The 20,748-nt window shown below is 72.3% G+C and carries 18 protein-coding genes and 1 riboswitch; of the genes, 11 read left to right on the top strand and 7 right to left on the bottom strand.

From position 1 onward, the window contains the following. Window positions 1-27 precede the first annotated feature (27 nt). Genes ABD785_RS04370 through ABD785_RS04355 form a run of 4 tightly spaced genes read right to left on the bottom strand, consistent with a single transcriptional unit; the run spans window position 28 to window position 5,020 of the window. Entirely contained in the window at window positions 28-1,098 is a 1,071-nt protein-coding gene (locus ABD785_RS04370) for a hypothetical protein (RefSeq protein ID WP_344822363.1), read from the bottom strand. Between the two features lie 52 nt (window positions 1,099-1,150). Beyond that, window positions 1,151-3,757: an FtsX-like permease family protein gene (locus ABD785_RS04365; RefSeq protein WP_344822361.1), complete on the bottom strand. Its 2,607-nt coding sequence runs from the start codon at window positions 3,755-3,757 to the stop codon at window positions 1,151-1,153. Beyond that, window positions 3,754-4,470 carry an ABC transporter ATP-binding protein gene (locus ABD785_RS04360; protein ID WP_344822359.1) on the bottom strand — a complete coding sequence of 239 codons (717 nt, stop codon included), beginning with the start codon at window positions 4,468-4,470 and terminating at the stop codon, window positions 3,754-3,756. The genes ABD785_RS04365 and ABD785_RS04360 overlap by 4 nt, the downstream gene beginning before the upstream one ends. Beyond that, window positions 4,457-5,020 (bottom strand): PadR family transcriptional regulator, encoded by a 564-nt coding sequence (locus ABD785_RS04355; RefSeq protein ID WP_344822357.1) that lies wholly within the window; start codon window positions 5,018-5,020, stop codon window positions 4,457-4,459. The genes ABD785_RS04360 and ABD785_RS04355 overlap by 14 nt, the downstream gene beginning before the upstream one ends. Before the next feature lie 135 nt (window positions 5,021-5,155). Here ABD785_RS04355 and ABD785_RS04350 point away from each other — a divergent pair, with 135 nt between their 5' ends. The 4 genes from ABD785_RS04350 to ABD785_RS04335 all read left to right on the top strand — a co-directional run bounded on the left by ABD785_RS04350 (window position 5,156) and on the right by ABD785_RS04335 (window position 9,478). Further along, on the top strand, window positions 5,156-5,905 hold the full coding sequence (locus ABD785_RS04350) for a hypothetical protein (RefSeq protein WP_344822355.1): 750 nt from the start codon (window positions 5,156-5,158) through the stop codon (window positions 5,903-5,905). A gap of 89 nt (window positions 5,906-5,994) precedes the next feature. Further along, window positions 5,995-7,584, top strand: a complete 1,590-nt coding sequence (gene serA, locus ABD785_RS04345) for a phosphoglycerate dehydrogenase (RefSeq protein ID WP_344822353.1) — start codon at window positions 5,995-5,997, stop codon at window positions 7,582-7,584. Between the two features lie 92 nt (window positions 7,585-7,676). Further along, complete coding sequence (locus ABD785_RS04340; RefSeq protein ID WP_344822351.1) at window positions 7,677-8,846, top strand: ROK family transcriptional regulator; 1,170 nt, start codon at window positions 7,677-7,679, stop codon at window positions 8,844-8,846. 5 nt (window positions 8,847-8,851) lie between these two features. Then, the gene (locus tag ABD785_RS04335; RefSeq protein WP_344822349.1) at window positions 8,852-9,478 is read left to right on the top strand and encodes a (2Fe-2S)-binding protein; all 627 of its coding nucleotides are present in this window, start codon (window positions 8,852-8,854) and stop codon (window positions 9,476-9,478) included. 4 nt (window positions 9,479-9,482) lie between these two features. Here the strand turns inward: ABD785_RS04335 and ABD785_RS04330 are convergent, their stop codons facing one another. Next, window positions 9,483-10,919 carry a carotenoid oxygenase family protein gene (locus ABD785_RS04330; protein WP_344822348.1) on the bottom strand — a complete coding sequence of 479 codons (1,437 nt, stop codon included), beginning with the start codon at window positions 10,917-10,919 and terminating at the stop codon, window positions 9,483-9,485. A gap of 75 nt (window positions 10,920-10,994) precedes the next feature. On the opposite strand from ABD785_RS04330, the gene ABD785_RS04325 reads away from it, so the two are divergent. From ABD785_RS04325 to ABD785_RS04315, 3 genes are all read left to right on the top strand, one after another. Then, window positions 10,995-11,633, top strand: coding sequence for a TetR-like C-terminal domain-containing protein (locus tag ABD785_RS04325; RefSeq protein ID WP_344822346.1), 639 nt, complete (start codon window positions 10,995-10,997; stop codon window positions 11,631-11,633). Between the two features lie 172 nt (window positions 11,634-11,805). Continuing rightward, on the top strand, window positions 11,806-13,962 hold the full coding sequence (locus ABD785_RS04320; RefSeq protein ID WP_344822344.1) for an ATP-binding protein: 2,157 nt from the start codon (window positions 11,806-11,808) through the stop codon (window positions 13,960-13,962). 77 nt (window positions 13,963-14,039) lie between these two features. After that, complete coding sequence (locus tag ABD785_RS04315; RefSeq protein ID WP_344822342.1) at window positions 14,040-15,053, top strand: glycoside hydrolase family protein; 1,014 nt, start codon at window positions 14,040-14,042, stop codon at window positions 15,051-15,053. Window positions 15,054-15,109: 56 nt separating this feature from the next. On the opposite strand, the gene ABD785_RS04310 is transcribed toward ABD785_RS04315, so the two are convergent. Both ABD785_RS04310 and ABD785_RS04305 read right to left on the bottom strand, forming a co-directional pair. Continuing rightward, window positions 15,110-15,871 (bottom strand): CbtA family protein, encoded by a 762-nt coding sequence (locus ABD785_RS04310; RefSeq protein ID WP_344822340.1) that lies wholly within the window; start codon window positions 15,869-15,871, stop codon window positions 15,110-15,112. Next, the gene (locus ABD785_RS04305) at window positions 15,871-16,059 is read right to left on the bottom strand and encodes a CbtB domain-containing protein (protein WP_344822338.1); all 189 of its coding nucleotides are present in this window, start codon (window positions 16,057-16,059) and stop codon (window positions 15,871-15,873) included. Before ABD785_RS04305 ends, ABD785_RS04310 begins: the two co-directional genes overlap by 1 nt. Before the next feature lie 31 nt (window positions 16,060-16,090). Next, a riboswitch (cobalamin riboswitch) is annotated at window positions 16,091-16,209 on the bottom strand. A 118-nt stretch (window positions 16,210-16,327) separates the two neighbouring features. Between ABD785_RS04305 and ABD785_RS04300 the strand changes: the two genes are divergently transcribed. From ABD785_RS04300 to ABD785_RS04285, 4 genes are all read left to right on the top strand, one after another. Then, entirely contained in the window at window positions 16,328-17,377 is a 1,050-nt protein-coding gene (locus ABD785_RS04300) for a 3-isopropylmalate dehydrogenase (RefSeq protein ID WP_344822336.1), read from the top strand. Between the two features lie 146 nt (window positions 17,378-17,523). After that, complete coding sequence (locus ABD785_RS04295; RefSeq protein ID WP_344822334.1) at window positions 17,524-18,618, top strand: branched-chain amino acid aminotransferase; 1,095 nt, start codon at window positions 17,524-17,526, stop codon at window positions 18,616-18,618. Between the two features lie 192 nt (window positions 18,619-18,810). Next, a complete protein-coding gene (cimA, locus tag ABD785_RS04290; RefSeq protein WP_344822333.1) occupies window positions 18,811-20,385 on the top strand; it encodes a citramalate synthase in 1,575 nt (524 codons plus the stop codon). An 18-nt stretch (window positions 20,386-20,403) separates the two neighbouring features. Further along, window positions 20,404-20,679, top strand: a complete 276-nt coding sequence (locus ABD785_RS04285) for a GNAT family N-acetyltransferase (RefSeq protein WP_344822331.1) — start codon at window positions 20,404-20,406, stop codon at window positions 20,677-20,679. Window positions 20,680-20,748: the final 69 nt, after the last annotated feature.

The raw sequence follows: 20,748 nt of genomic DNA, 5'->3' as shown, positions 1-20,748 counted from the left end.
GGATGGGGCGGCGGTTTCAGCTGAAGATCATCTGAGGATCTGCTGGAGGAAGTAGGCGATGAGGGTGGCGAGGATGCCGGTGACGTACTGGAGGACGGCCCAGGTCTTGACGGGGAGGGTGCGCTGGGTGCGGAGCAGCTTGTAGGTGTCGTGGGTGGTCTGGAGGCCGGGATGGAGCACCAGCGCCGCCGGGGGGTCGGCGATCCGGGCGATGAGAGGGGCGGCCACCTGCTTCTGGTAGTGGCGGACCGTCCTCGAGAGGGTGATGAACGGCTGCGCGCCCAGGTGGAGGGAGAGGAAGCCCGCGGTGGCCGGGATGACATAGGCGGCGAGGAACGTCAGCGGGGTCGTGTCGTCCATGTCGTCCGGGGCCAGGGGAAGAGCGTTGAGCTCCACCACGACGAGGCCGAGGGCCGCGCCCGCCGAGACCAGGACGTAGCACTTGCAGAGGGCGACGATGCCGGGGGTGCAGGCCGGGTCGATGAGCGACAGGCGCAGGTCGCGTGAGTAGCGGATGTGGATCGGGGTGTTCGCGGCGACGAACAGCCAGTACAGGACGTTCCCGCCGAGCAGGCCCGTCCAAAGTGCCGCGGGGTACAGGACCGGGCCGGGGACGGACGAGGAGTCGCCGCCGCTCACGTAGGCGGCCAGCAGCGAGACCAGTGCGCCGAGCACGGCCGCCGCCGACTGCGGCCACAGCCGCTGGTTGCGCAGCAGCCAGCCGGCGAAGGAGTCGCGGTCGGGGGAGGCGGCCAGGATGTCGGCGACCTCCGGGGCGTGCTTCTCGGCGACGGTCCAGCCGAGGCGGGCCAGCCCGAGCATCATCAGGCAGACGAGGCCCTGGCCGCCGCCGTACAGGTGGGCGTCGGCCGCCCCCGTCGGGTGCAGCGCCATGCCCAGCGGGTAGGGCCACGCCGCCAGGGCGATCCAGGCGGGACGGGGAAGGTCGGCCAGCCGGACGACCAGCGCCCGCCGCCGCCCGAGCCGCAGGATGCCCGACAGCTCGGTCGCGTACTGCTCGCGCTGCGGCACCGGGCAGCCGATCTCGTCGGCCACCGCGAGCTCGTGCAGGAAGTCGTGGACGCTCTGCTCGCTCACCCTTTCACGATCCAGGGCCCTGCTCCCGATGAGTAGGGCCCCGCGCGAATCGTTACCCGGAGAGCCTCCTGACCATCGGCAGCCGGGACCGGGTGGTGGCCCCGATGACCAGGACGGCCAGCAGGGGGACGCCCACCCCTACGCCCGTCAGCAGTGCCCACGGGATGGACACGATGGTTCCGTGGTCGAACGAGGGGTCGGTCGGCTCCGTCAGCGGGACGGCCACCGCGACGCCGGGGGCCAGGCCCGCCGTGATCCCCAGCCAGCAGCCGAGCAGGGCGACGAAGCCGGCCTGGGCCATCAGCAGCAGGCGCCGGGTGCGCGGGCGGGCCCCGATCGCGGCGAGGGTGGCGAGGTCGGGACGGGCGTCGGCGGCCGAGAGCCCCGTGGCGATCAGCGAGCCCCCGAGCACCATGATCGAGCCGACCGCACCGAGGATCAGCAGGATGAGCCCGAACGACTCGTGGAAGCCCCGCTCGGTGTAGACCTTCGTGTACCAGGCGACCTTGATGACGGCCTCCCGCACCTGCCGGGTCTGTTCCGCGGTCAGCCGGTCGGTGACGAACAGCCCGGCGGGTTCGGTCGCCAGCCCCGTCCGGGCGGCCATGGCCGGCGGCAGGATCGCGGTCGGCCCGCTGATGGCGGGGACGTAGACGGCCTCGACCGGGAACGGCACCGACTTCGGGGCCGTTCCGGCGCCGGCGCCGAACTCGTCGACGGAGAACCGGGCGGTGCCGTCCCGGACGACGCCGGGCACGAAGACGACCGCCCGGCCCGCCCCCAGCGCGGCGGTGACGGCGGGATCGTCACGGCCGAGCACGACCCTTCCCAGCTCGGGCCCGCCGATGAGGTACTCGAACCCGAACTGGCCGCTGGTCGTGTAGGCGCACACGGGGTCGCAGGTCGAGGGGTCGGGCTCGGGGGTGTTGAGCCTCTTCACGACCGCGCGGGCGGGGTCCTCGACCCCGCGGAGCGGGTCGGTGAAGTGGTCGGCCCTGACGACGTCCGCGCCCGGCACGACCGACCGGATCGCCGCGGCCGTCTGCTCGACCCGTTCTCTCGGCAGTTCCTCGACGACGGTCGAGCCCATGGGCATCCGCGGCACGTACTCGGCCCTGCGCTGCGCGAAGTCGCTGTTGCCGCCGATGGCCAGCACGGTGATCCCGGCGACCGCCGCCATGATCGCCGCGACGGCGGGCGCGGTCCTGCCCCGGTTGCGGTCGGCGTCGCGCACGGCCAGGCGCGCGGGGAGCGGAAGATGCCGGGCGAGCCGTCCGGCCAGGCCGACCGCGGCCGGGGTGAGCAGCACGAACCCGACGACGATCAGGACGGTGCCGATGACCGCGCCGCCCTCGTGCAGCGGGCCGATCCCGACGGCGGTCGCCGCGAGGCCGGTGGCGGTGAGGACGCCGCCGGCCACCGGGAGGCCGCGCGCGGTCCGCGCCTCGTCGCGGCGCCCGGCGAGCGCGGCGACCACGTCGGTCCGCGCCGCCTGCCGGGCGGGAAGATAGGCGGCGGCCAGCCCGCTGAACCCCGCGAGCAGGCAGATCGCCGCGATCCAGGTCCACGGGATGTCCCAGGCGGGCAGGATCGTGTTGGCGTACCGCTCGATGAGGATCTTGCCGATCAGCGCTCCGCCGAACCCGCCCAGGGTGCCCAGCGCGCCCGCCGCGACCCCGAGGACGGCGCCGGAGGCCAGCACGACGGCCCTGAGATGGCGGGCCTCGCCCCCGACGGCCGCGACCAGGGCCAGCAGCCGCCGCTGCCGCCGGATCCCGACCGCGAACGCGGGCCCGGCCAGCAGGGTCACCTCCAGGATGATCATCGCGAGGACGAGCGCGACGATGGCGGTGTCGGCGCCCGATCCGCCCGACTCCATGACCCCCGCCCGCTCGGGGACGCCCGCCGGTGGCCGCTCGATGACCGACCGGGAGTTGACCGCGATGCCGAGTGCGTTGAGCGCCCGGACGTCCGCCCAGGTCACCGGCGATCCGCGGGTGACCAGGAAGTTCGCGGGGACCCCGCGCAGCAGCGACCCCGGCAGCCCCTGCACGAACTCGCCCCTGGGGTTGTCGGGCAGGGTCACGTATCCGACGATCCGCTTGGCGGCGCCGTCGCGGGTCCTCAGGTCGGTGCCGATCCGGAAGCCGCGCTCCCTGAGCGTGCGCGAGACCATGACCTCGCCGGTGGTGGCGGGCGGTCTTCCGCCGTCGATCCTCAGCAGGCCCCGCGCGGCGTTCTCGCGCAGGTCGACCTCGCGGACCATGGCGTAGGAGAGCCCGCCGGGAACGGTGACCAGGGCCCCGCCGGTGCGGGAGGGCAGCACCCCGGTTTGCTCGCCGAGCCGCGCCTTCAGCACCCCGGTGACCTCGGCGTCGGTCCACGGCTCGCCCCGGCCCGCGGGGCGGGTGCCGTAGTCGAAGCCGAGCACGGCGGCCGGAACCGCCTCGCGGCCCTGCGCCTGGACGATCGCGTCGGCCCGTCCCATGTCCCAGCCGAGGCGCTCGGCGTCGGTGAGGTCGACGGTCCGCGCCAGCACCGCGAGCACCACGATCGCCAGCACCGGGACGCCGATCATCGCCAGGACGAGGGCGCTGCGCCCCTTGCTCCGGGTCGCGTCGCGCCGCGCGATCCGCAGTGCCGCCCGGTAGCCGCTCACGGGCTGTTCTCCAGCAGCGATTCGGGGCCCCTGGCCGCCGGGGTGGCGTCGACGAGGCTGCCGTCGCGCAGGAAGACGACGCGGTCGGACCAGGCGGCGTGCCGGGACTCGTGGGTGACCATCAGGCAGGCGGCTCCCGCGTCGCAGCGCCGCCGCAGCAGCCGCATGACGTCCTCTCCGGTCTGGGAGTCGAGGGCACCGGTCGGCTCGTCGGCCAGCACGAGCCTGCGCTCGCCGACCAGGGCACGGGCGATGGCCACGCGCTGCTGCTGCCCGCCGGACAGTTCCTCGGGGAAGCGGTCGGCCAGGTCGGGCAGGCCCACCTCCTCGAGCGCGGCGGCGGCCTGCGCGCGGGCCGCCCGGGAACGGGCGCCGTCGAGCTCGCGGGGGAGCATCACGTTCTCGGCGGCCGTCAGCGACGGGATGAGGTTGAGGTCCTGGAAGACGTAGCCGATGGAGCGGCGGCGGAGTCCGGCGAGGGCCGAGGGCGCCAGCGTGCCCAGGTCCACCCCCTCGACGGCCACCCGCCCCGACGTCGGGCGGTCGAGCCCGCCCGCCAGGGTCAGCAGGGTGGACTTGCCGGAGCCCGAGGGCCCCATCACCGCGACGAACTCGCCGGGCATGACGCTCAGGCTCAGGGAGCGCAGCGCGTGCACGAGACCCGCTCCGCTTCCGTGGTCGCGGGAGACCTCCCGCAGGTCAAGCACGCTCATGGGAGGGCTCCGGGGAGTATTCGGGGGAGGGGGAAGGAGAGGGGGAGAGGCCGCGCAGGACGACGGCCTCGCAGTGGTCGAGCCAGCGGATCTCGGCCTCGGCCTGGAAGATCATGGATTCGAGGACGAGCCGCCACGCGGGCTCGGCGTCGCCGGACTTCAGCCGGGTCAGCTCCTGCATGGAGCGCATGGTCGCCGTGCGCTGGTTCTGCACGACGGTCCTGACGTCGGCCTCCGGGCTGGTCAGGGCCAGCGCGAGCTTGATGGCCAGCTCGTCGCGGGGCCGCTCGTCGCGCAGCAGCGGGGTGGTGAACCAGCGCCGGACCTCGGCCAGCCCCTCGGGGGTGATCTCGTAGGAGAACCTGCCGTCGGGGTCCTCGGCGCCGCGCAGCGCGAGGCCGTCGCGCTCGAGGCGGCCGAGGGTGGTGTACACCTGCCCGATGTTCAGCGGCCAGGTGTTGCCCGTGGTCGCCTCGAACTCCGCCCTCAGCTGGTAGCCGTACCTCGGTCCCTGGGCGAGGAGGGCGAGCAGGCCATGACGTATCGACATGCCTACCGAGTATGCATACCGAGTATGCCCAAGGCAAGGGGGCCGACGGAATGGGCATCGTGTCGGTCCGCCATCACGGGGCGTCGCGCCTCTACCGTTCAAGGTTGTCCACACGCCCCCGGGGGAGCACCTGCGATGACACCACCGACCCTGAGCATCACCCGAGAGATCCTGCGGGTCTACGACCAGCGGTTCCTCGACGTCGAGCCGCCCGTCCGCCGCAAGCTGGCCGTCGCCACGAAGTCCATGCTCGACGGCCTCCTCACCGACGACGTCCGCAGGGGTCTCGCCGAGCCGCACCGGCTCCGCGCCTTCTGCATCGAGAACGACCTGCACGACGAGCTGGAGCGGCTGATCGCCGACGAGGCCGCGGGCCGCAGGGAGGGCGCGGTCGTCGTCGGCGGCCGGGTCTACGCCGTCTACCCCTATCTGCGCGGCGTCCCCCGCCAGGACGCCGACATCACGGCCGAGGTCGGCGTCGACCACCGCCTCGACGCCCTGGCCTGGGACAAGACCGGCCGCCTGAAGGTGAAGGGCGCGGCCGGGATCGCCCGGGTCGAGGCGCGCGGCCCCGCGGTGACCCTGATCCTCGCCGCGGGGGAGGCCGAGCACCGGTTCCCCGTGACGCCCGCCGACGGCGGTTTCGAGGCCCTGGTCGAGATTCCGCCGGGCGGCCCGTGGAACTTCCGCGTCGAGGTGTCCGTTCTCGGGGTGACCAGGACCGCGCCGTTCGGATCCGTCCGCCACGCGGATTTCAAAGAGCCCAAAATGCGAGAAGGATTCACATTGAGGCTCGACGGCTGCCTGGAGGTCGCGTCCGAGGGATCGGCCGCCCCCGCCGGGAAGCGGCGGTTCTGGGAGTTCCGCAGGGCGAGTCAGGGCTGACCGTCAGCGGATATAGACTCGACCCAGGCGCGACACGAGGGCGTGACTCGCGGCTCCACCTGCAAAGATCTCACCCCAAGGATTTCCAGTTGAGCAAGCCAGTCGTCCTCGTCGCTGAAGAGCTGTCCCCTGCCGGGATCGCGGTTCTCGAAAACGACTTCGAAGTCCGCTATGTGGACGGCGCCGACCGCGCCGCCCTGCTGCCCGCCGTCGCGGAGGTCGACGCGCTCATCATCCGCTCCGCGACCAAGGCCAACGCCGAGGTCTTCGAGCACGCCAAGAAGCTGCGGGTCGTGGCCCGCGCCGGCGTCGGCCTCGACAACGTGGACGTCGAAGCCGCCACCAAGGCCGGCGTGATGGTCGTCAACGCGCCGACCTCCAACATCGTCACCGCCGCCGAGCACGCCATCGCGCTGCTCATGGCCACCGCCCGGAACGTTCCGCAGGGCCACGCCGCGCTCAAGCAGGGCGAGTGGAAGCGCTCGAAGTACACCGGCGTCGAGCTCCAGGGCAAGACCGTCGGCGTCCTCGGCCTCGGCCGCATCGGCGTCCTGGTCGCCCAGCGCCTCGCCGGCTTCGACATGGAGATCGTGGCCTACGACCCCTACATCCAGGCCGCGCGCGCCGCCCAGCTGGGCGTCAAGCTGCTCCCGCTGGACGAGCTGCTCCAGGTCTCCGACTTCGTCACGGTGCACCTGCCGAAGACCAAGGAGACCCTGGGCCTCATCGGCGACCGCGAGCTGCACCTGGTCAAGCCCGAGGTCCGCATCATCAATGCCGCCCGCGGCGGGATCGTCGACGAGAACGCCCTCGACATCGCCCTCAAGGAGGGCCGCGTCGCCGGCGCCGGCCTCGACGTCTTCTCGACCGAGCCGTGCACCGACTCGCCGCTGTTCCTGCACGACAACGTGGTGGCCACCCCGCACCTGGGCGCCTCCACCCACGAGGCGCAGGAGAAGGCCGGAACCCAGGTCGCGCAGTCGGTCAAGCTGGCCCTGTCGGGCGAGTTCGTGCCGGACGCCGTCAACGTCCAGGGCGGCGCCGTCGCCGAGGACGTCAAGCCGGGCCTGCCGCTGACCGAGAAGCTCGGCCGCATCTTCACCTCGCTCGCGGGCAGTGTCCCGGTCCGCCTGGACGTCATCGTCCGCGGTGAGATCACCGCCCACGACGTGAAGATCCTGGAGCTGGCCGCCCTCAAGGGCGTGTTCGCCGACGTCGTCGAGGAGTCGGTCACCTTCGTCAACGCCCCGCTGCTGGCCGGTGAGCGCGGCATCGAGGTGAGCCTCAGCACCAGCGAGGACTCCCCGAACTGGCGGAACGTCATCACCGTCAAGGGCACCATGGCCGACGGCGAGATCGTCTCGGTCTCCGGCACCCTGTCGGGCCCGCGCCACCTGGAGCGGATCGTCGAGATCAACGGGTTCGACGTGGAGCTCAGCCCCGCGCCGCACATGGCGATCCTCGGCTACATCGACCGTCCGGGCGTCATCGGCACGATCGGCAAGCAGTTCGGCGACCTGGGCATCAACATCGCCGGCATGCAGGTCGGCCGGGACGAGAAGGGCGGCAAGGCCCTCACGGTCCTGACCGTCGACTCCTCCATCGACCAGGGCGTCCTCGAGACCATCGCCGGTGAGATCGGCGCGGGCCTCGCCCGCCGCATCGAACTCACGGACTGATCCTCCGGAAAGCGAGCGCTCACTTCGATGTGGGCGCTTCTTTCTTTTCCGTGATATCCAGAGGGACTCGGGGCAGGGGGAAAGGGAATCTTGTGACGACCACCGCGAGCTCCACGGCGCTGCTACGGGTGATCAACGAGAGGGCCGCGCTCGAGCAGATCAGGGAGCACGGCCCGATCTCCCGGCCGGAACTCGCGAAGAACACCGGCCTGTCCAAGCCGACGATCTCGCTGGCGCTCGCCGACCTCGAACGGGTCGGCCTTGTGCGGACGGTCGGGCAGCGCACCGGCGGCGCGGGACGTTCGGCGATGCTCTACGAGGTCAGCCCGGAGGCGGGCTGGGTCGTCGGCGTCGACGTCGGCCGCGAATGGGTGCGCGTGGCCCTGGCGAACATCGCCGGTGAGGTCGTGACCAGGCGGGACGTCCGATCGCAGGCCAGGAGCGCGGCGGCGCTGATGGACCAGATCGGCGAGCTCGTCGCGGAGCTCGCCGGCGGCCGGGAGCTCACGCACGTCGTGCTGGCCACCCCCGGCATCCACGACCACGAACGCCGCCGGCTCCAGCTCGCGCCCAACATCCCCGGCTGGCAGAAGCCCGGGGTGGTCGACAAGCTCGCCGAGCGGCTGCCGTGCGCGTTCACCATCGAGAACGACATCGCTCTGGCCGCCCTCGGTGAGCAGGCCTACGGGCTCGGCCGCGGGCTGCAGAACTTCACGTTCGTGTCGATCGGCACGGGTCTCGGCATGGGCGTCGTCCTCGGTGGCAGGCTCTACCGGGGTTCGCGCGGCGCGGCGGGGGAGATCGGCTTCCTTCCGCTGGGCGGCGGTCCCGACCATCCCGGAGGCCAGCTCGAGAGCGTGCTGTCGGGGCCCGGGCTGGTCGCCACGGCGCAGCGGTACGGGATGAAGGGCCGCTGGACCCCGGAGACGATCTACGCCGCCGCGCGCCAGGGCGACGAGAACGCCCTCCAGATCGTCGGCGAGGAGGCGGCCAACATCAGCCGCGCCCTGGCCAGCGTCATCGCCGTGCTCGATCCCGAGCTCATCGTGCTGGGCGGCGGGCTCGGGCACACCGGCGCCGACCTCCTGCTCGAGGCGGTCCGCGACCGGCTCGAGTCGATGACGCCGCTGCCGCCCCCGCCGGTGGAGCTGTCGGCGCTCGAAGGGGAGGCGATCGTCCGCGGCGCCGTCGCGACGGCCCTCGGCATCGCCCGCGACGCCCTCTTCTCGCGTGCCGTGGCCGAGCCCGTCGGCGCGGTCTGAGCCCGGTGGAACCGGAGCGGGATCTCGGGGCGGCGCTGGCGGACGTCGCCGGGCTGGGCCCGTATTTCCTGCTGGAGACCGGTCCGGCGGAACCGGGCTGGCTGCCGCTCGGCGAGGGCCTCGGCGAGCTGGTGACGCACTACTGCGAGCGGCTCGGCACACCGGACCGCAGGGTGGCGGGGTCGATCCTGTTCCAGGGGCTCGCCTCGCGGATCTGGTCGCCTCTGATCGGCTGCGCGGCGGCCCACGGGAGCGTCCCGGATCTGACCGGGCTGCGGTGGCGGTGGGCGGAGGGCGCGCCGATCGGCCTGCTCGCCGCGCGGGCGCGGCCGTCGGACATGCCGCTGTTCGAGACCGCCATGGCCGTGCTCGGGCCGCTGCGCGAGGCATGGCCGGTGAAGCTCGCCGACGGCCTGGTGTGGGGGAACGCCGCCTCGGCGCTGGCCGGGACCCGTCACGCGGCCCGCGTCCGGCCGGAGCTCGGCCCGCGGATCTCCGGGCTGGTCGGCGAGCTGCTGCGGCGGCCGCCGCTGCGGGGCGCGCTGGAACCGGTCACGCTGCGGCGGCGCAGCTGCTGCCTGTACTACAAGGTCCCGCCCGGCGGCGGGACCTGCGGCGACTGCCCCCTGTAGGAGGTCAGCCGGCGACCCAGTTGCCGTGGAAGCCGGCCGGGACCCGGGCGGGGATGTGGACGGCCGCGACGGTCTCCAGCGTGGCGGCGTCGAGGACCATCAGGTCGGTCGTCCCGGACGGCAGGTCGCTGACGAGGCCGAGTAGCAGCCCGTCGTCCTCGGCGCCCTCCGGCGTGGACGGCTCGAACACGAACTCCCCGGCGCCCTTGCCGTGGCCGAACGAGCGCGTGAGGGTCGTGCCCCGGTCGAGATCGTGCTTGAGGAGGGTGTCGTCGGGGGCGACCCCCTCGCGGATCTGGACGGCGTAACCGTAGCGGTGGCGGTGCCCGGTGCGGCGCTCGTCGACGCGCGGGAACTCCTGGAAGCGGTCGTCGAGCCGGGACTCGATGACCTTTCCCGCGCGCGGGTCGACCGTCCAGCGGTCGAGGGTGGTGGCGCCCTCGTTCGGGCCGAGCGGGTCGGTGGCGAACATCCTGGGGTGCCGGACGACGTCCAGGACGATCGTGTCGCCGTCGTCGTAGGCGTTCAGCGGGTGGAAGACGTAACAGGGCTCGACCTCGAACCAGCGGACGTCGGCGTCGCCGCCCTCGCGGGGCATCACGCCGATCCTGGCCGGGTATCGGGGGTTCCAGCTGTAGGGCAGCCCCGTCCCTCCGCTGGTGACGGCGCGGGCGGCGATCGGGTCGGGCACCCTGACCCGGCCGATGAGGGCGTCCATGACGAGCCGCGCCGGGGCGGCCAGCGGCGCGGGCACGGCGGAGGGGACGGCCTTGCGCGCGTCGAAGGTGACGGGCAGGTCGTAGAAGACGACGTGCTTCTCGGTCAGGGAGAAGTCGTGCATCATCGGGCTGCCCGTGACCTGGATGTCCACCGTCCTGCGGGCCCTGCCGAGCACGTCGATGACCGAGTACTGGACCCGGTTGCCGCGCGCGAAGGAGTACGAGACCGCGTGGAGCTCGCCGGTCACCGGGTCGTGCTTGGGATGGGCGGTGTAGCCGCCGCTGAGCGTGCCGCCGAAGTCACAGGCGCCGACGGTGCCGAGCTCATCGTCGAGTTCGTAGGGGGCGAGGCCGCCCTCGATCAGGGCGATGGTGCGCCCGGCGTGGCCGATGACGCTGGTGTTCGGGCCGACGACGTCGAACCCCGCCGCGCCGGGCGCGGGCGGCTCGGGCTCGCCCAGCCGCCGCGCGGCGACGGGACCGCGCACCCAGCGGTTGCGGTACCACTCGGCGCGGCCGTCGCGCAGGCGGATCCCGTGGACCATGCCGTCGCCCATGAACCAGTGGTAGGTGGCGGGATCGACCTCGCCGATCGGGTTCGGCCCGTTGCGCAGGTACCGGCCGTCGAGGTGGTCCGGCAGGGTTCCGGTGATCTTGAGGTCGGTGAGGGTGAGCTCCTCGTGGACCGGGGCCAGTGCGCCTTCGAGGTAGTGGCTGCCCATGGTTCCTCGCTCTGTCCGGGATGGCATAACGCCGTTATGTTTCATGTATAACGCCGTTATGCCAGACTGGCAAGCATGGGAACGCGCGAACTCCTGCTCGAGGCCGCGCTGCGCCGCCTGGCCGAGAGCGGCCCCGAGGCGCTGCAGGCACGGAAGCTGGCCGCCGAGATCGGCGCCTCCACCATGGCCGTCTACACCCACTTCGGGAACATGACGGGGCTCGTCCAGGCGATCGCGGCCGAGGGCTACGACCGGTTCGCCGCCCACCTGTCCGCCGTCCCCCGGACCGGCGACCCCGTGGCCGACCTCACCGCCATGGGCCTGGCCTACCGGGACTTCGCGCTCGCCAACGCCCACCTGTACGGGGTGATGTTCGGGACGACCGAGCCCGGCGGCCACCGGCTGCGCGCGCCCGACCTCACCGAGGCGGACCCGCTGTTCCTGGCGGGCAAGGAGGCGTTCTCCCTGCTGGTCGCCGCGGTGGAGCGGGCGGGCGAGACGGGGCGGCTGGAGGGCGAGTCGGCGGTGGAGGTCGCCGCCCAGATCTGGAGCGTCGCCCACGGGTACTGCCTGCTGGAACTGGCGGGCTACTTCGGCCCGGACGGCGAGGGCGTGCGGTCGGTCCTGCTGCCGCTCTGCCGCAAGCTCCTGGTCGGTTCCGGCGACGCTCCCGAGGCCGCGCGGGCGTCGGTGGAACGCGCCGCTAACGATTGAGACCGAGCCCTTTTCAACCGCCCGGCACGGGGGGATCGATGCCCGTAGAGTCGGTTCGACGAACCCCGCGCAGGTACTGAGCGTCACACGGATCAGTGGGCGGGACGGGCCCGGGGACGAGTGGAAGAGTTGAGGGCTGGTCGTGACGCGACGCGGAATCTACGCTCCTGGTGTGGTGACGACTTGGCCGTTCGTCGGCCGTGAGGGCGAGCTGACCGCGATCGTCGAGACGACGGGGATAGGGCTGCTCGTGACCGGCGCTCCCGGCGTGGGGAAGAGCCGCCTGCTGGCCGAGGCCGCGGGCCTGGCCCCCGACGAGGTGACCGTCCTCGACGCGCGGCCGGGGCAGGGGCCGAGTGTGCCGTTCGGCGCCTTCTCCCATCTCCTGCCGGTGCGCGTGCCGGTCACCGACGTCGCGCTCGCGGTCGAGACGATCCTGGCTCGCGGGGGCTCGGGACGGGTGCTGCTCGTCATCGACGACGTCCACCTGCTCGACGACGACTCGGCGCACCTGGCCAGAGCGCTGGCCGGAACGGGCCGGGTCACGCTGCTGGCCTCGGGCGTGCTCCCGCAGCCGCTCAGCCCGCTGGTGCTCACCTCGCTGCCGCTGGCCCCGCTGACCGACGTCCAGGAACTGCTCGACGGCACCGTCGACGAGGCGACCGCCGCCCACCTCGCCGCCCTGTCCGGCGGCGACCTGCGCTACCTGCACGAGCTGGTCCGCGCGGCCCGCGCCACCGGCGTGCTGGACGACGGCCACTGGAAGGACGCCCCCGTCCCCGTTCCCGCGCCGCGACCGGCCGAGGACACCCTGACGACCCGGGCCGAGCCGCTGCCCGCCGCGCCCGAGACCGTCGCGGCCCCCGGCCCGACCGAGCTGGGCGCCTGGGCGGAGGAGCCCGCCGGGAGCCTGGAGGAGGCCCTGGCACGGGCGGCGCTGCTGGCCTCGCTGGGCCGAGCCGCCGAGGCCGAGACCGAGCTGGGCGGGGCCCCGCGACGCCCCGAGGACCGGGCGAGGGCGGCGCTGGCCTCGAAGCGGGCCGCGAACCTCGCCTACGGCCTGGGGCGGCCCGAGGAGGCCGACCGGGTGCTCGCGATCGCGCTCGAGACCGTCACCACCGAGGAGTCGCGCCAGCGGCTGATGGTCGAGAAGGCGTTCGCGGCTTTGCACCGCGCCGCCAGCCGGGAGGCCCTCGACCTCGCCGACGACGCCGCCGCGATCACGACGGCGGGTCCGGTGACGGCCGCGCGGATCCACGCGGTCGAGGCGGTGGCCGCCGCCCTGACCGGCCAGTCGACGGCCGGGCTGGACAAGGTCCGCGCCGGGCTCCAGCACATCGGCGCCTGGTCGTCCCAGGCGCCCGAAGTCGGGGCGCTGCTGGAGTTCGCCCGCTACAGCGTGTGGATGTCGGTCGGCGACCTCGACGCCGCGGGCGAGGAGGGCGCGCAGGAGGATCCCGTCGCCCGCGCCGCCGCCCAGGCCCGGGTGCTGCGGGCCCGCGGGCAGGTGCAGGCGGCGCTGCGCGAGGCGTGGAACGGCGCGCGGCTGCTGTCGCGCGGCCACTCGCCGTTCGCCGGTCCCTGCCTGGGCGAGCTGGCCCACGCCGCGGCGCTCGCCGGAGACCTCGAGACCGCCCGCGACGCCCTGGAGGCCGCCGACAAGCGCGCGCTGCCCACGCTGCGGGCCCTGTGGTTCCCCGTCGCGCTGGCCAGGCCGTGGTACCTCGTGGCGCAGGGCGCGGTCGGCGCGGCCGTCCACGGCCTGCTCGATGCCGCTGCCGCCGCCGAGGCCCTGGAACTGCGCCCCTACGCGCTCGCCGCGCTCCACGACGTGGTGCGGCTCGGGGCGGCCGGAGTCGTCGCCGACCGGCTGGCGCAGCTCGCCGAGGACGCCGAGGGCGATCTCGCCGCGCTGTGCGCCCGGCACGCCGACGCCGCCGCGGCGGGGGACTGGTCGGGGTTGATCGGCGCCAGCTTCGAGTTCGAGGAGCTCGGCATGGCCCTGCACGCGGCCGAGGCCGCCGCGCAGGCCGCCGAGGTCCACTGGGACAAGCAGCAGGCGGCCGCGGCGGGGACCAGGGCCTGGGTGCTGGTCCAGCGCTGCGACCAGGTCAGGACGCCCGCCCTGCGGACGGCGGCGGTCCCCGACCTCAGCCGCGTCCAGTACGAGATCGCCGAGCTGGTGGCCGCCGGCAGCAGCGAGCTCGACATCGCCGAACGGCTCCAGATGCCGTCCCGGACGGTCGCCGAACAGCTCGTCGAGATCTGCTCGAAGCTCGGCGTCTCGGGTCCGGAGCGGCTGGCGGTCCTGCTGTCGCCTTCCGTCTGAATTCTGGCGAGGCGGGGTGATACGTCCGTGATCTATGAGAGAGTTCAACTCCCGGATCACCGAGAGGTCACGCCCGCATGGCACACACACGCCGGTTCCTGGGGATCGCCGCGGCCCTGCTGACGGTCACCGTCGCGGCCACCGCCTGCAGCGACGGCGGCCCCGCCGCCGTCGTCACCCCGAGCCCGGACAAGCGGTCGCAGGCCCCGGGCGGGGACAAGGAGGAGAAGGCCACCGCCGACACCCCGGCCGCCGCCCTGCCCGACCCGACCGCCATGCCGGTGCCTCCGCTGCTGGCCAAGCGCACCGCGCCGCTGAAGAACGGCGGGAACGGGAACACCCCGGCCTCCATCCCGAAGTCGGGCAACTGCCTGAAGGGCGTCGGGACCTGGGGGCTGACCGCGGGCCAGAAGGCGCTGACCGGATCGGGAGCCTGCTGGTTCTACACCTGGAGCCCCAACGACTGGTTCGGAGCCCCGCCCGGTGTCGAGTTCGTGCCGATGATCTGGAGCGGGCGCGACATCGGGAAGGTCGGCGAGGTCCGCGGGAAGACGCTGCTGGGCTTCAACGAGCCCGATCTCGCGGGCCAGGCGAACATGTCCGTCGAAGAGGCGCTGAACCTGTGGCCGCAGCTGCAGAAGACCGGGATGCGGCTCGGCAGCCCCGCCCCGGTGTGGGGCGGCGACATCCCCGGCCGGTGGCTCGACCAGTTCATGACGGGCGCCCGGCAGCGCGGCCTCCGCGTCGACTTCATCGCCCTGCACTTCTACACCAAGAACTACGACACGGCGACGGCCGTCAACGAGCTGAAGACCTACATCCAGCGGGTGCGCGCGCGGTTCGGCAAGCCGATCTGGCTCACCGAGTTCGCGCTCATCAACCACGACAACGGCATGAGCTACCCGCCGGTGGGGCAGCAGGCCGCGTTCGTCAGGGCCGCGACGTCCATGCTGACCGCCCTGCCCTACGTGGAGCGCTACGCCTGGTTCGCGCTGCCCAACACCCGTGGCAACGGCACCGGCCTCATGACCGACGACGGCACCCCCACCGAGCCGGGCCGCGAGTTCCAGCGGGCGCCCCGCACCAGGTAGCGGGTGGCAGGGCTCGGGGCGGCCCGCTGAACGGACCGCCCCTCGCCCTTCTTCTCCTACACGCCGACCTCGGTGGCCGCGGGGGCCGTCCGGGAGCGGCGGGCGTCGCGGACGCCCAGGTAACCGAAGGCCGCGCCGAGGAACGTCCAGAGGATCGTCGACGACGCGGCGGCGAGCACCCGGAAGTCCCACAGCAGCCCCGCGGGCACCGGCAGCGGATCAGTGTTGTCCGGCAGCAGGAACAGCAGGGCGGTGGCCACCACGACCAGCGCGACGGCCGCCGGCTGGCGGACGTGCTTCGGCCGGTCGGCGAGTGAGGTGGCGAGCCGCCAGGCGACGAAGACCGTGATCAGGCCGATCGCGATCGACGCCGTCCACCCGTACTCGCGGGAACCGAGGGACTCGGGGTCGCCGACGCCGGGCGGATTGGCGGGGTAGCGGATGAAGGGCAGCAGCCAGAAGCCCGTGAAGACGGCGCCCGCCAGCCCGAGGGAACGTTCCCAGGGCCGGGTGGCCGCGGTCCGGTGGAAGAGCGCCCAGTACATCACCGAGAACAGGACGCCGAAGGCGATGCCCGCGCCGACCGTGGCGAGGATCAGGCCCAGGTGCTGCTCGGAACGGGTGAACATCTCCTCCATGGCCTCGGGCGTGATGCCCGCGGCCTTGTCGGCGGCCTCGGAGCGCCGTCCCTCGAGCTCGACGGCACGGTCCATGACGGGTTCGGCCACGAAGAAGGCGAATCCGCCGGAGACCAGGCCCGCGAGGGCACCGCTCAGGACGCCCCGGCCGATCAGGCGGGGCAGGATCTCGTTGCTCATCAGTGGCAGGGGGCGCCGAGGAGGTGACGGCCGTCGTGGGCCAGTTCGTGCAGGACCGTCTGGGGCGCGTAGAGCAGCGCGTAGATCGTCAGCAGGGAGAACAGGACGGCGACCGCGATGATCGCGTAAGTGCGCAGGTCGCCGACGACCGGTCGGACGTCGGCATGCGGCTGGTCCAGTGCGGACATGTGGGGGTCTCCTTTCGGGGTGCCTCGCCCCGATGGTGGGAGGACGACGGATCAGTCTCCTGACTTCCAGGCCCGGGAAGGCCTGGTCACAGTGGCGGGACCGTCCCGGAATCGCACCGGGTTCCTGTCTGCCGTCGCCTCGTTATGAACTTGTCCCCCTGAGACTCCCCTGGCGGGAGCCACCGCGTCAAGCACGGGATCCGGTACCATGTCCTAACATGTGAGATGGACGCCCGAACGGTGAGACAGATGTACTAAGCTGCCCGCCATGGCATCACGTACCGTCCGTCTCGCAGTCGTCGCAGGTGACGGCATCGGCCCCGAGGTCGTCGCCGAAGGCCTGAAGGTCCTCGATGTGATCGCTGGTCAGCACGACCTCGTGTTCGAGAAGACCGAATACGATCTCGGCGCCGCCTTCTGGCACCGGACCGGAGAGGTCCTGCCGGACGCGGTCCTGGCCGAGATCAAGGGCCATGACGCCATCCTGCTCGGCGCCATCGGCGACCCGACGGTGCCGTCCGGCACGCTGGAGCGCGGGCTGCTGCTGCGCCTGCGGTTCGAGCTCGACCACTACGTCAACCTGCGTCCGGTCAAGCTCTTCCCCGGCGTCACGACCCCGCTGGCGGGCGTCGGCCCCGACGACATCGACATGATCGTCGTCCGGGAGGGCACCGAGGGCCCCTACACCGGGGTCGGCGGCGTGATCCGCAAGGGGACCCCGCACGAGGTCGCCACCCAGGAGAGCGTGAACACCGCCTTCGGCGTGGAGCGCGTCGTGCGCTATGCCTTCGAGCTGGCGAACGCCCGTCCGCGCAGGAAGCTGACCCTGGTCCACAAGGACAACGTCCTGACCTTCGCGGGCGAGCTCTACCAGCGGCTGGTCAAGCAGGTCGGCGCCGAGTACCCCGGCGTCACCACCGACTACGCCCACGTGGACGCCGCGACGATGTACTTCGTCAACGACCCCGGGCGCTTCGACGTGATCGTCACCGACAACCTGTTCGGCGACATCATCACCGACATCGGCGCCGCGATCGCCGGCGGCATCGGGCTGGCGGCGTCCGGGAACGTCAACCCCGACCGGACCGCCCCGTCGATGTTCGAGCCCGTCCACGGCTCGGCCCCCGACATCGCCGGACGCCAGAAGGCCGACCCGACGGCCACGATCCTCTCGGTCGCCATGCTGCTGGACCACCTCGGCGTCCCCGAGGCCGCGCGCAAGATCGAGAAGGCCGTCGCCGAGGACCTGACCGAGCGCACGGGCCACCGCCCGACCGCCCAGGTCGGCGACGCCATCGCCAAGCGAGTAGCGGGGTAGGCGGCAGCCTGCCCCCCTTCGAAGAAGGCGTGCCGCGAGAAAGACCGCGGCACGCCTTCTTCGCGTGCCGCGGAAGGTGAGATACAGCCCACAATGGAGTTTGCCGGTATCGTCCATACCGGTGATCCGGGAGAGGTACTACAGACATGATCGAGTTCGACGTCAAGCTCGCTGACCAGCGCAAGCCCGCCGGGGAGCGGGAGGCCCTGCTGGCCGATCCGGGCTTCGGGCAGCTGTTCACCGAGCACATGGTGACCATCGAGTGGACCAAGGGGGAGGGCTGGCACGACGCCAGGCTCCGGCCCTACGGCCCGCTCGCGCTCGATCCGGCGACCAAGGTCTTCCACTACGCCCAGGAGCTGTTCGAGGGCCTGAAGGCCTACCGGCAGCCGGACGGCTCGATCGTCTCCTTCCGCCCGTACGCCAACGCGGCCCGCTTCAACATCTCCTGCGACCGCATGGCCATGCCGCGGCTGCCGGAGGAGACCTTCGTCCAGGCCCTGGAACTGCTGGTCGACGCCGACCGCGACTGGGTGCCGACCCGCGAGGGCCACAGCCTCTACCTGCGGCCGTTCATCATCGCCACCGAGACGGGCATGGGCGTCAACGCCCCCTCCGCCCGGTACCTGTTCTGCGTGATCGCCTCGCCGTCGGCGGCCTACTTCTCCGGCGCGATCAAGCCGGTCTCGGTGTGGCTGTCGACCGAGTACACCCGGGCGGCCCCCGGCGGCACCGGTTTCGCCAAGTGCGGCGGCAACTACGCCGCGGCCTTCGTGGCGCAGCAGCAGGCCGTCGAGGAGGGCTGTGACCAGGTCGTCTGGCTCGACGCCGCCGAGCACCGGTGGGTCGAGGAGATGGGCGGGATGAACCTGTTCTTCGTCTACGGGTCCGGCGCCGAGGCCCGCCTGGTCACCCCGCCGCTGACCGGCACCCTGCTGCCCGGCATCACCCGCGACTCGCTGCTCAAGCTCGCCCCCGACCTGGGCATCCCCGTCTCGGAGGAGAAGATCAGCGTCGAGCAGTGGCGGGACGACGTCGCCTCCGGCGCGCTCACCGAGGCGTTCGCCTGCGGCACCGCCGCGGTGATCACCCCGGTCGGGCGGGTCAAGGGCGCCTCCGGCGAGTTCGTGATCGGCGGCGGAGCCATGGGCGCGACCACCGCGAGGCTCCGCGAGGAGCTGGTCGGCATCCAGTACGGCGACAAGCCCGACCCGCACGCCTGGATCACCAAGCTGGCCTGATCTCAGATTCCGAGACCGATGTGACGGCTGAGCAACCGATGTGTAACACTGGCCGTGTTATGAGCACCGGCCTGATCATTATCGGACGGCGCGTCGGCACCTAGTCTGTCAACCACGACACACGCCGGCGCGCAGACCTTCCACGACTCGTGGAGGGTCTTTTTGTTTGCCGGGGTCAAAGGGGATTTCACGATGAACGACGGCTTCCACGTCTACGACACCACCCTGCGGGACGGCTCCCAGCAGGAGGGGCTCAACCTGAGCGTGCAGGACAAGCTGGTCATCGCCCGGCACCTGGACTCGCTCGGGGTCGGCTTCATCGAGGGCGGCTGGCCGGGCGCCAACCCCAAGGACACCGAGTTCTTCAAGCTCGCCCAGTCCGAGCTTGATCTCAAGCACGCGCAGCTCGCCGCGTTCGGCGCGACCCGCCGGGCCGGCCTGAAGGCCGCCGACGATCCCCAGGTGGCCGCCCTGCGCGAATCCCGCGCGCCGGTGGTGACACTCGTGGCCAAGAGCCACGACAGGCACGTGGAACTGGCCCTCCGCACGACCCTTGAGGAGAACCTCGCGATGATCCGCGACACGGTCTCCCATCTGCGTGCGGAGGGCCAGCGGGTCTTCGTCGACGCCGAGCACTTCTTCGACGGCTACAAGGCCAACCGCGCCTACGCCCTGGAGATGGTCCGCACCGCCGCCGAGGCGGGCGCGGACGTGATCGCGCTGTGCGACACCAACGGCGGGATGCTCCCCGACGAGCTCGCCGACGTGGTCCACGACGTCGTGTCCGCGGGGGCGCGCGTCGGGATCCACTGCCACGACGACTCCGGCTGCGCCGTGGCCAACTCGCTGGCCGCCGTCAAGGCCGGGGCGACGCACGTCCAGGGCTGCGCCAACGGCTACGGCGAACGCTCGGGCAACGCCAACCTGTTCACCGTCATCGGCAACCTCCAGCTCAAGCGTGGCATGGAGCTGGTGACCGGCGACCAGCTCGCCGAGATGACCCGGATCGCCCACGCCGTCTCCGAGGTCACCAACGTCACGCCCGCCTCCCAGCAGCCCTACGTCGGGTACTCGGCGTTCGCGCACAAGGCCGGCCTGCACGCCTCGGCCGTCAAGGTCGACCCCAACCTCTACCAGCACATCGACCCGCTGCTGGTCGGCAACGACATGCGGATGCTCGTCTCGTCGATGTCCGGCCGGGCCTCGGTCGAGCTGAAGGGCAGGGAGCTGGGCTACGACCTGTCGGGCGAGAAGGCCGCCGAGGTCGTCGCCCGGGTCAAGGACCTGGAGTCCAGGGGCTACACCTTCGAGGCCGCCGACGCCTCCTTCGAGCTGCTGCTCCGCGAGGAGCTGGCCGGCACCCCGACGCGCTACTTCCGGGTCGAGTCCTGGCGGGTCATCGTCGAGCAGCGTCCCGACGGCGTCCAGGTCAGCGAGGCGACGGTCAAGGTGCACGCCAAGGGCGAGCGGATCGTCGCGACCGGTGAGGGCAACGGACCCGTCAACGCCCTCGACATGGCGCTGCGCTCGGCGCTCGACCGGCTCTACCCCGAGCTGGCCGCCCTCGAGCTGGTCGACTTCAAGGTCAGGATCCTGGAGGGCTCGCACGGCACCGACGCCGTCACCCGGGTCCTGATCGACTCCTCGGACGGCAAGGCCGAATGGGGGACGGTCGGCGTCGGCGAGAACATCATCGCCGCGTCGTGGCAGGCGCTCGAGGAGGCCGTCACGTACTGCCTCCTGCGCGCCGGATACGACGCGTCCTGAACGGGTAAGTTCATGATCATGTCTGAGGTCACGAACAACACCGCGCGCTCCCGCTACGAGATCAGCGTCGACGGCGCGGTCGCCGGCTACTCCCAGTACGTGATGAAGGACGGCGCCGTCGTCTTCACCCACACCGAGATCGACATGGACTACGAGGGCCAGGGCCTGGGCAGCAAGCTGGTCCGGGGCATGCTCGCCGACGTCCGTGAGCGCGGGCTGAAGATGGTCCCCCAGTGCCCCTTCGTGAAGGAGTACGTGAAGAAGCACCCGGAGTACGCCGACCTCCGCGCCTGAAGGGGGCGAACCCGGATCAATGCGGGCGGGAAGGGGCGGTGGCGGGGCAGTCTGGCGGGGATCGGTCCG

The organism is Actinocorallia longicatena, from assembly GCF_039534125.1.
Classification (GTDB): domain Bacteria; phylum Actinomycetota; class Actinomycetes; order Streptosporangiales; family Streptosporangiaceae; genus Actinocorallia; species Actinocorallia longicatena.
Note: the sequence above shows the minus strand (reverse complement) of the source record. Positions and strands in the feature narration are given on the sequence as shown.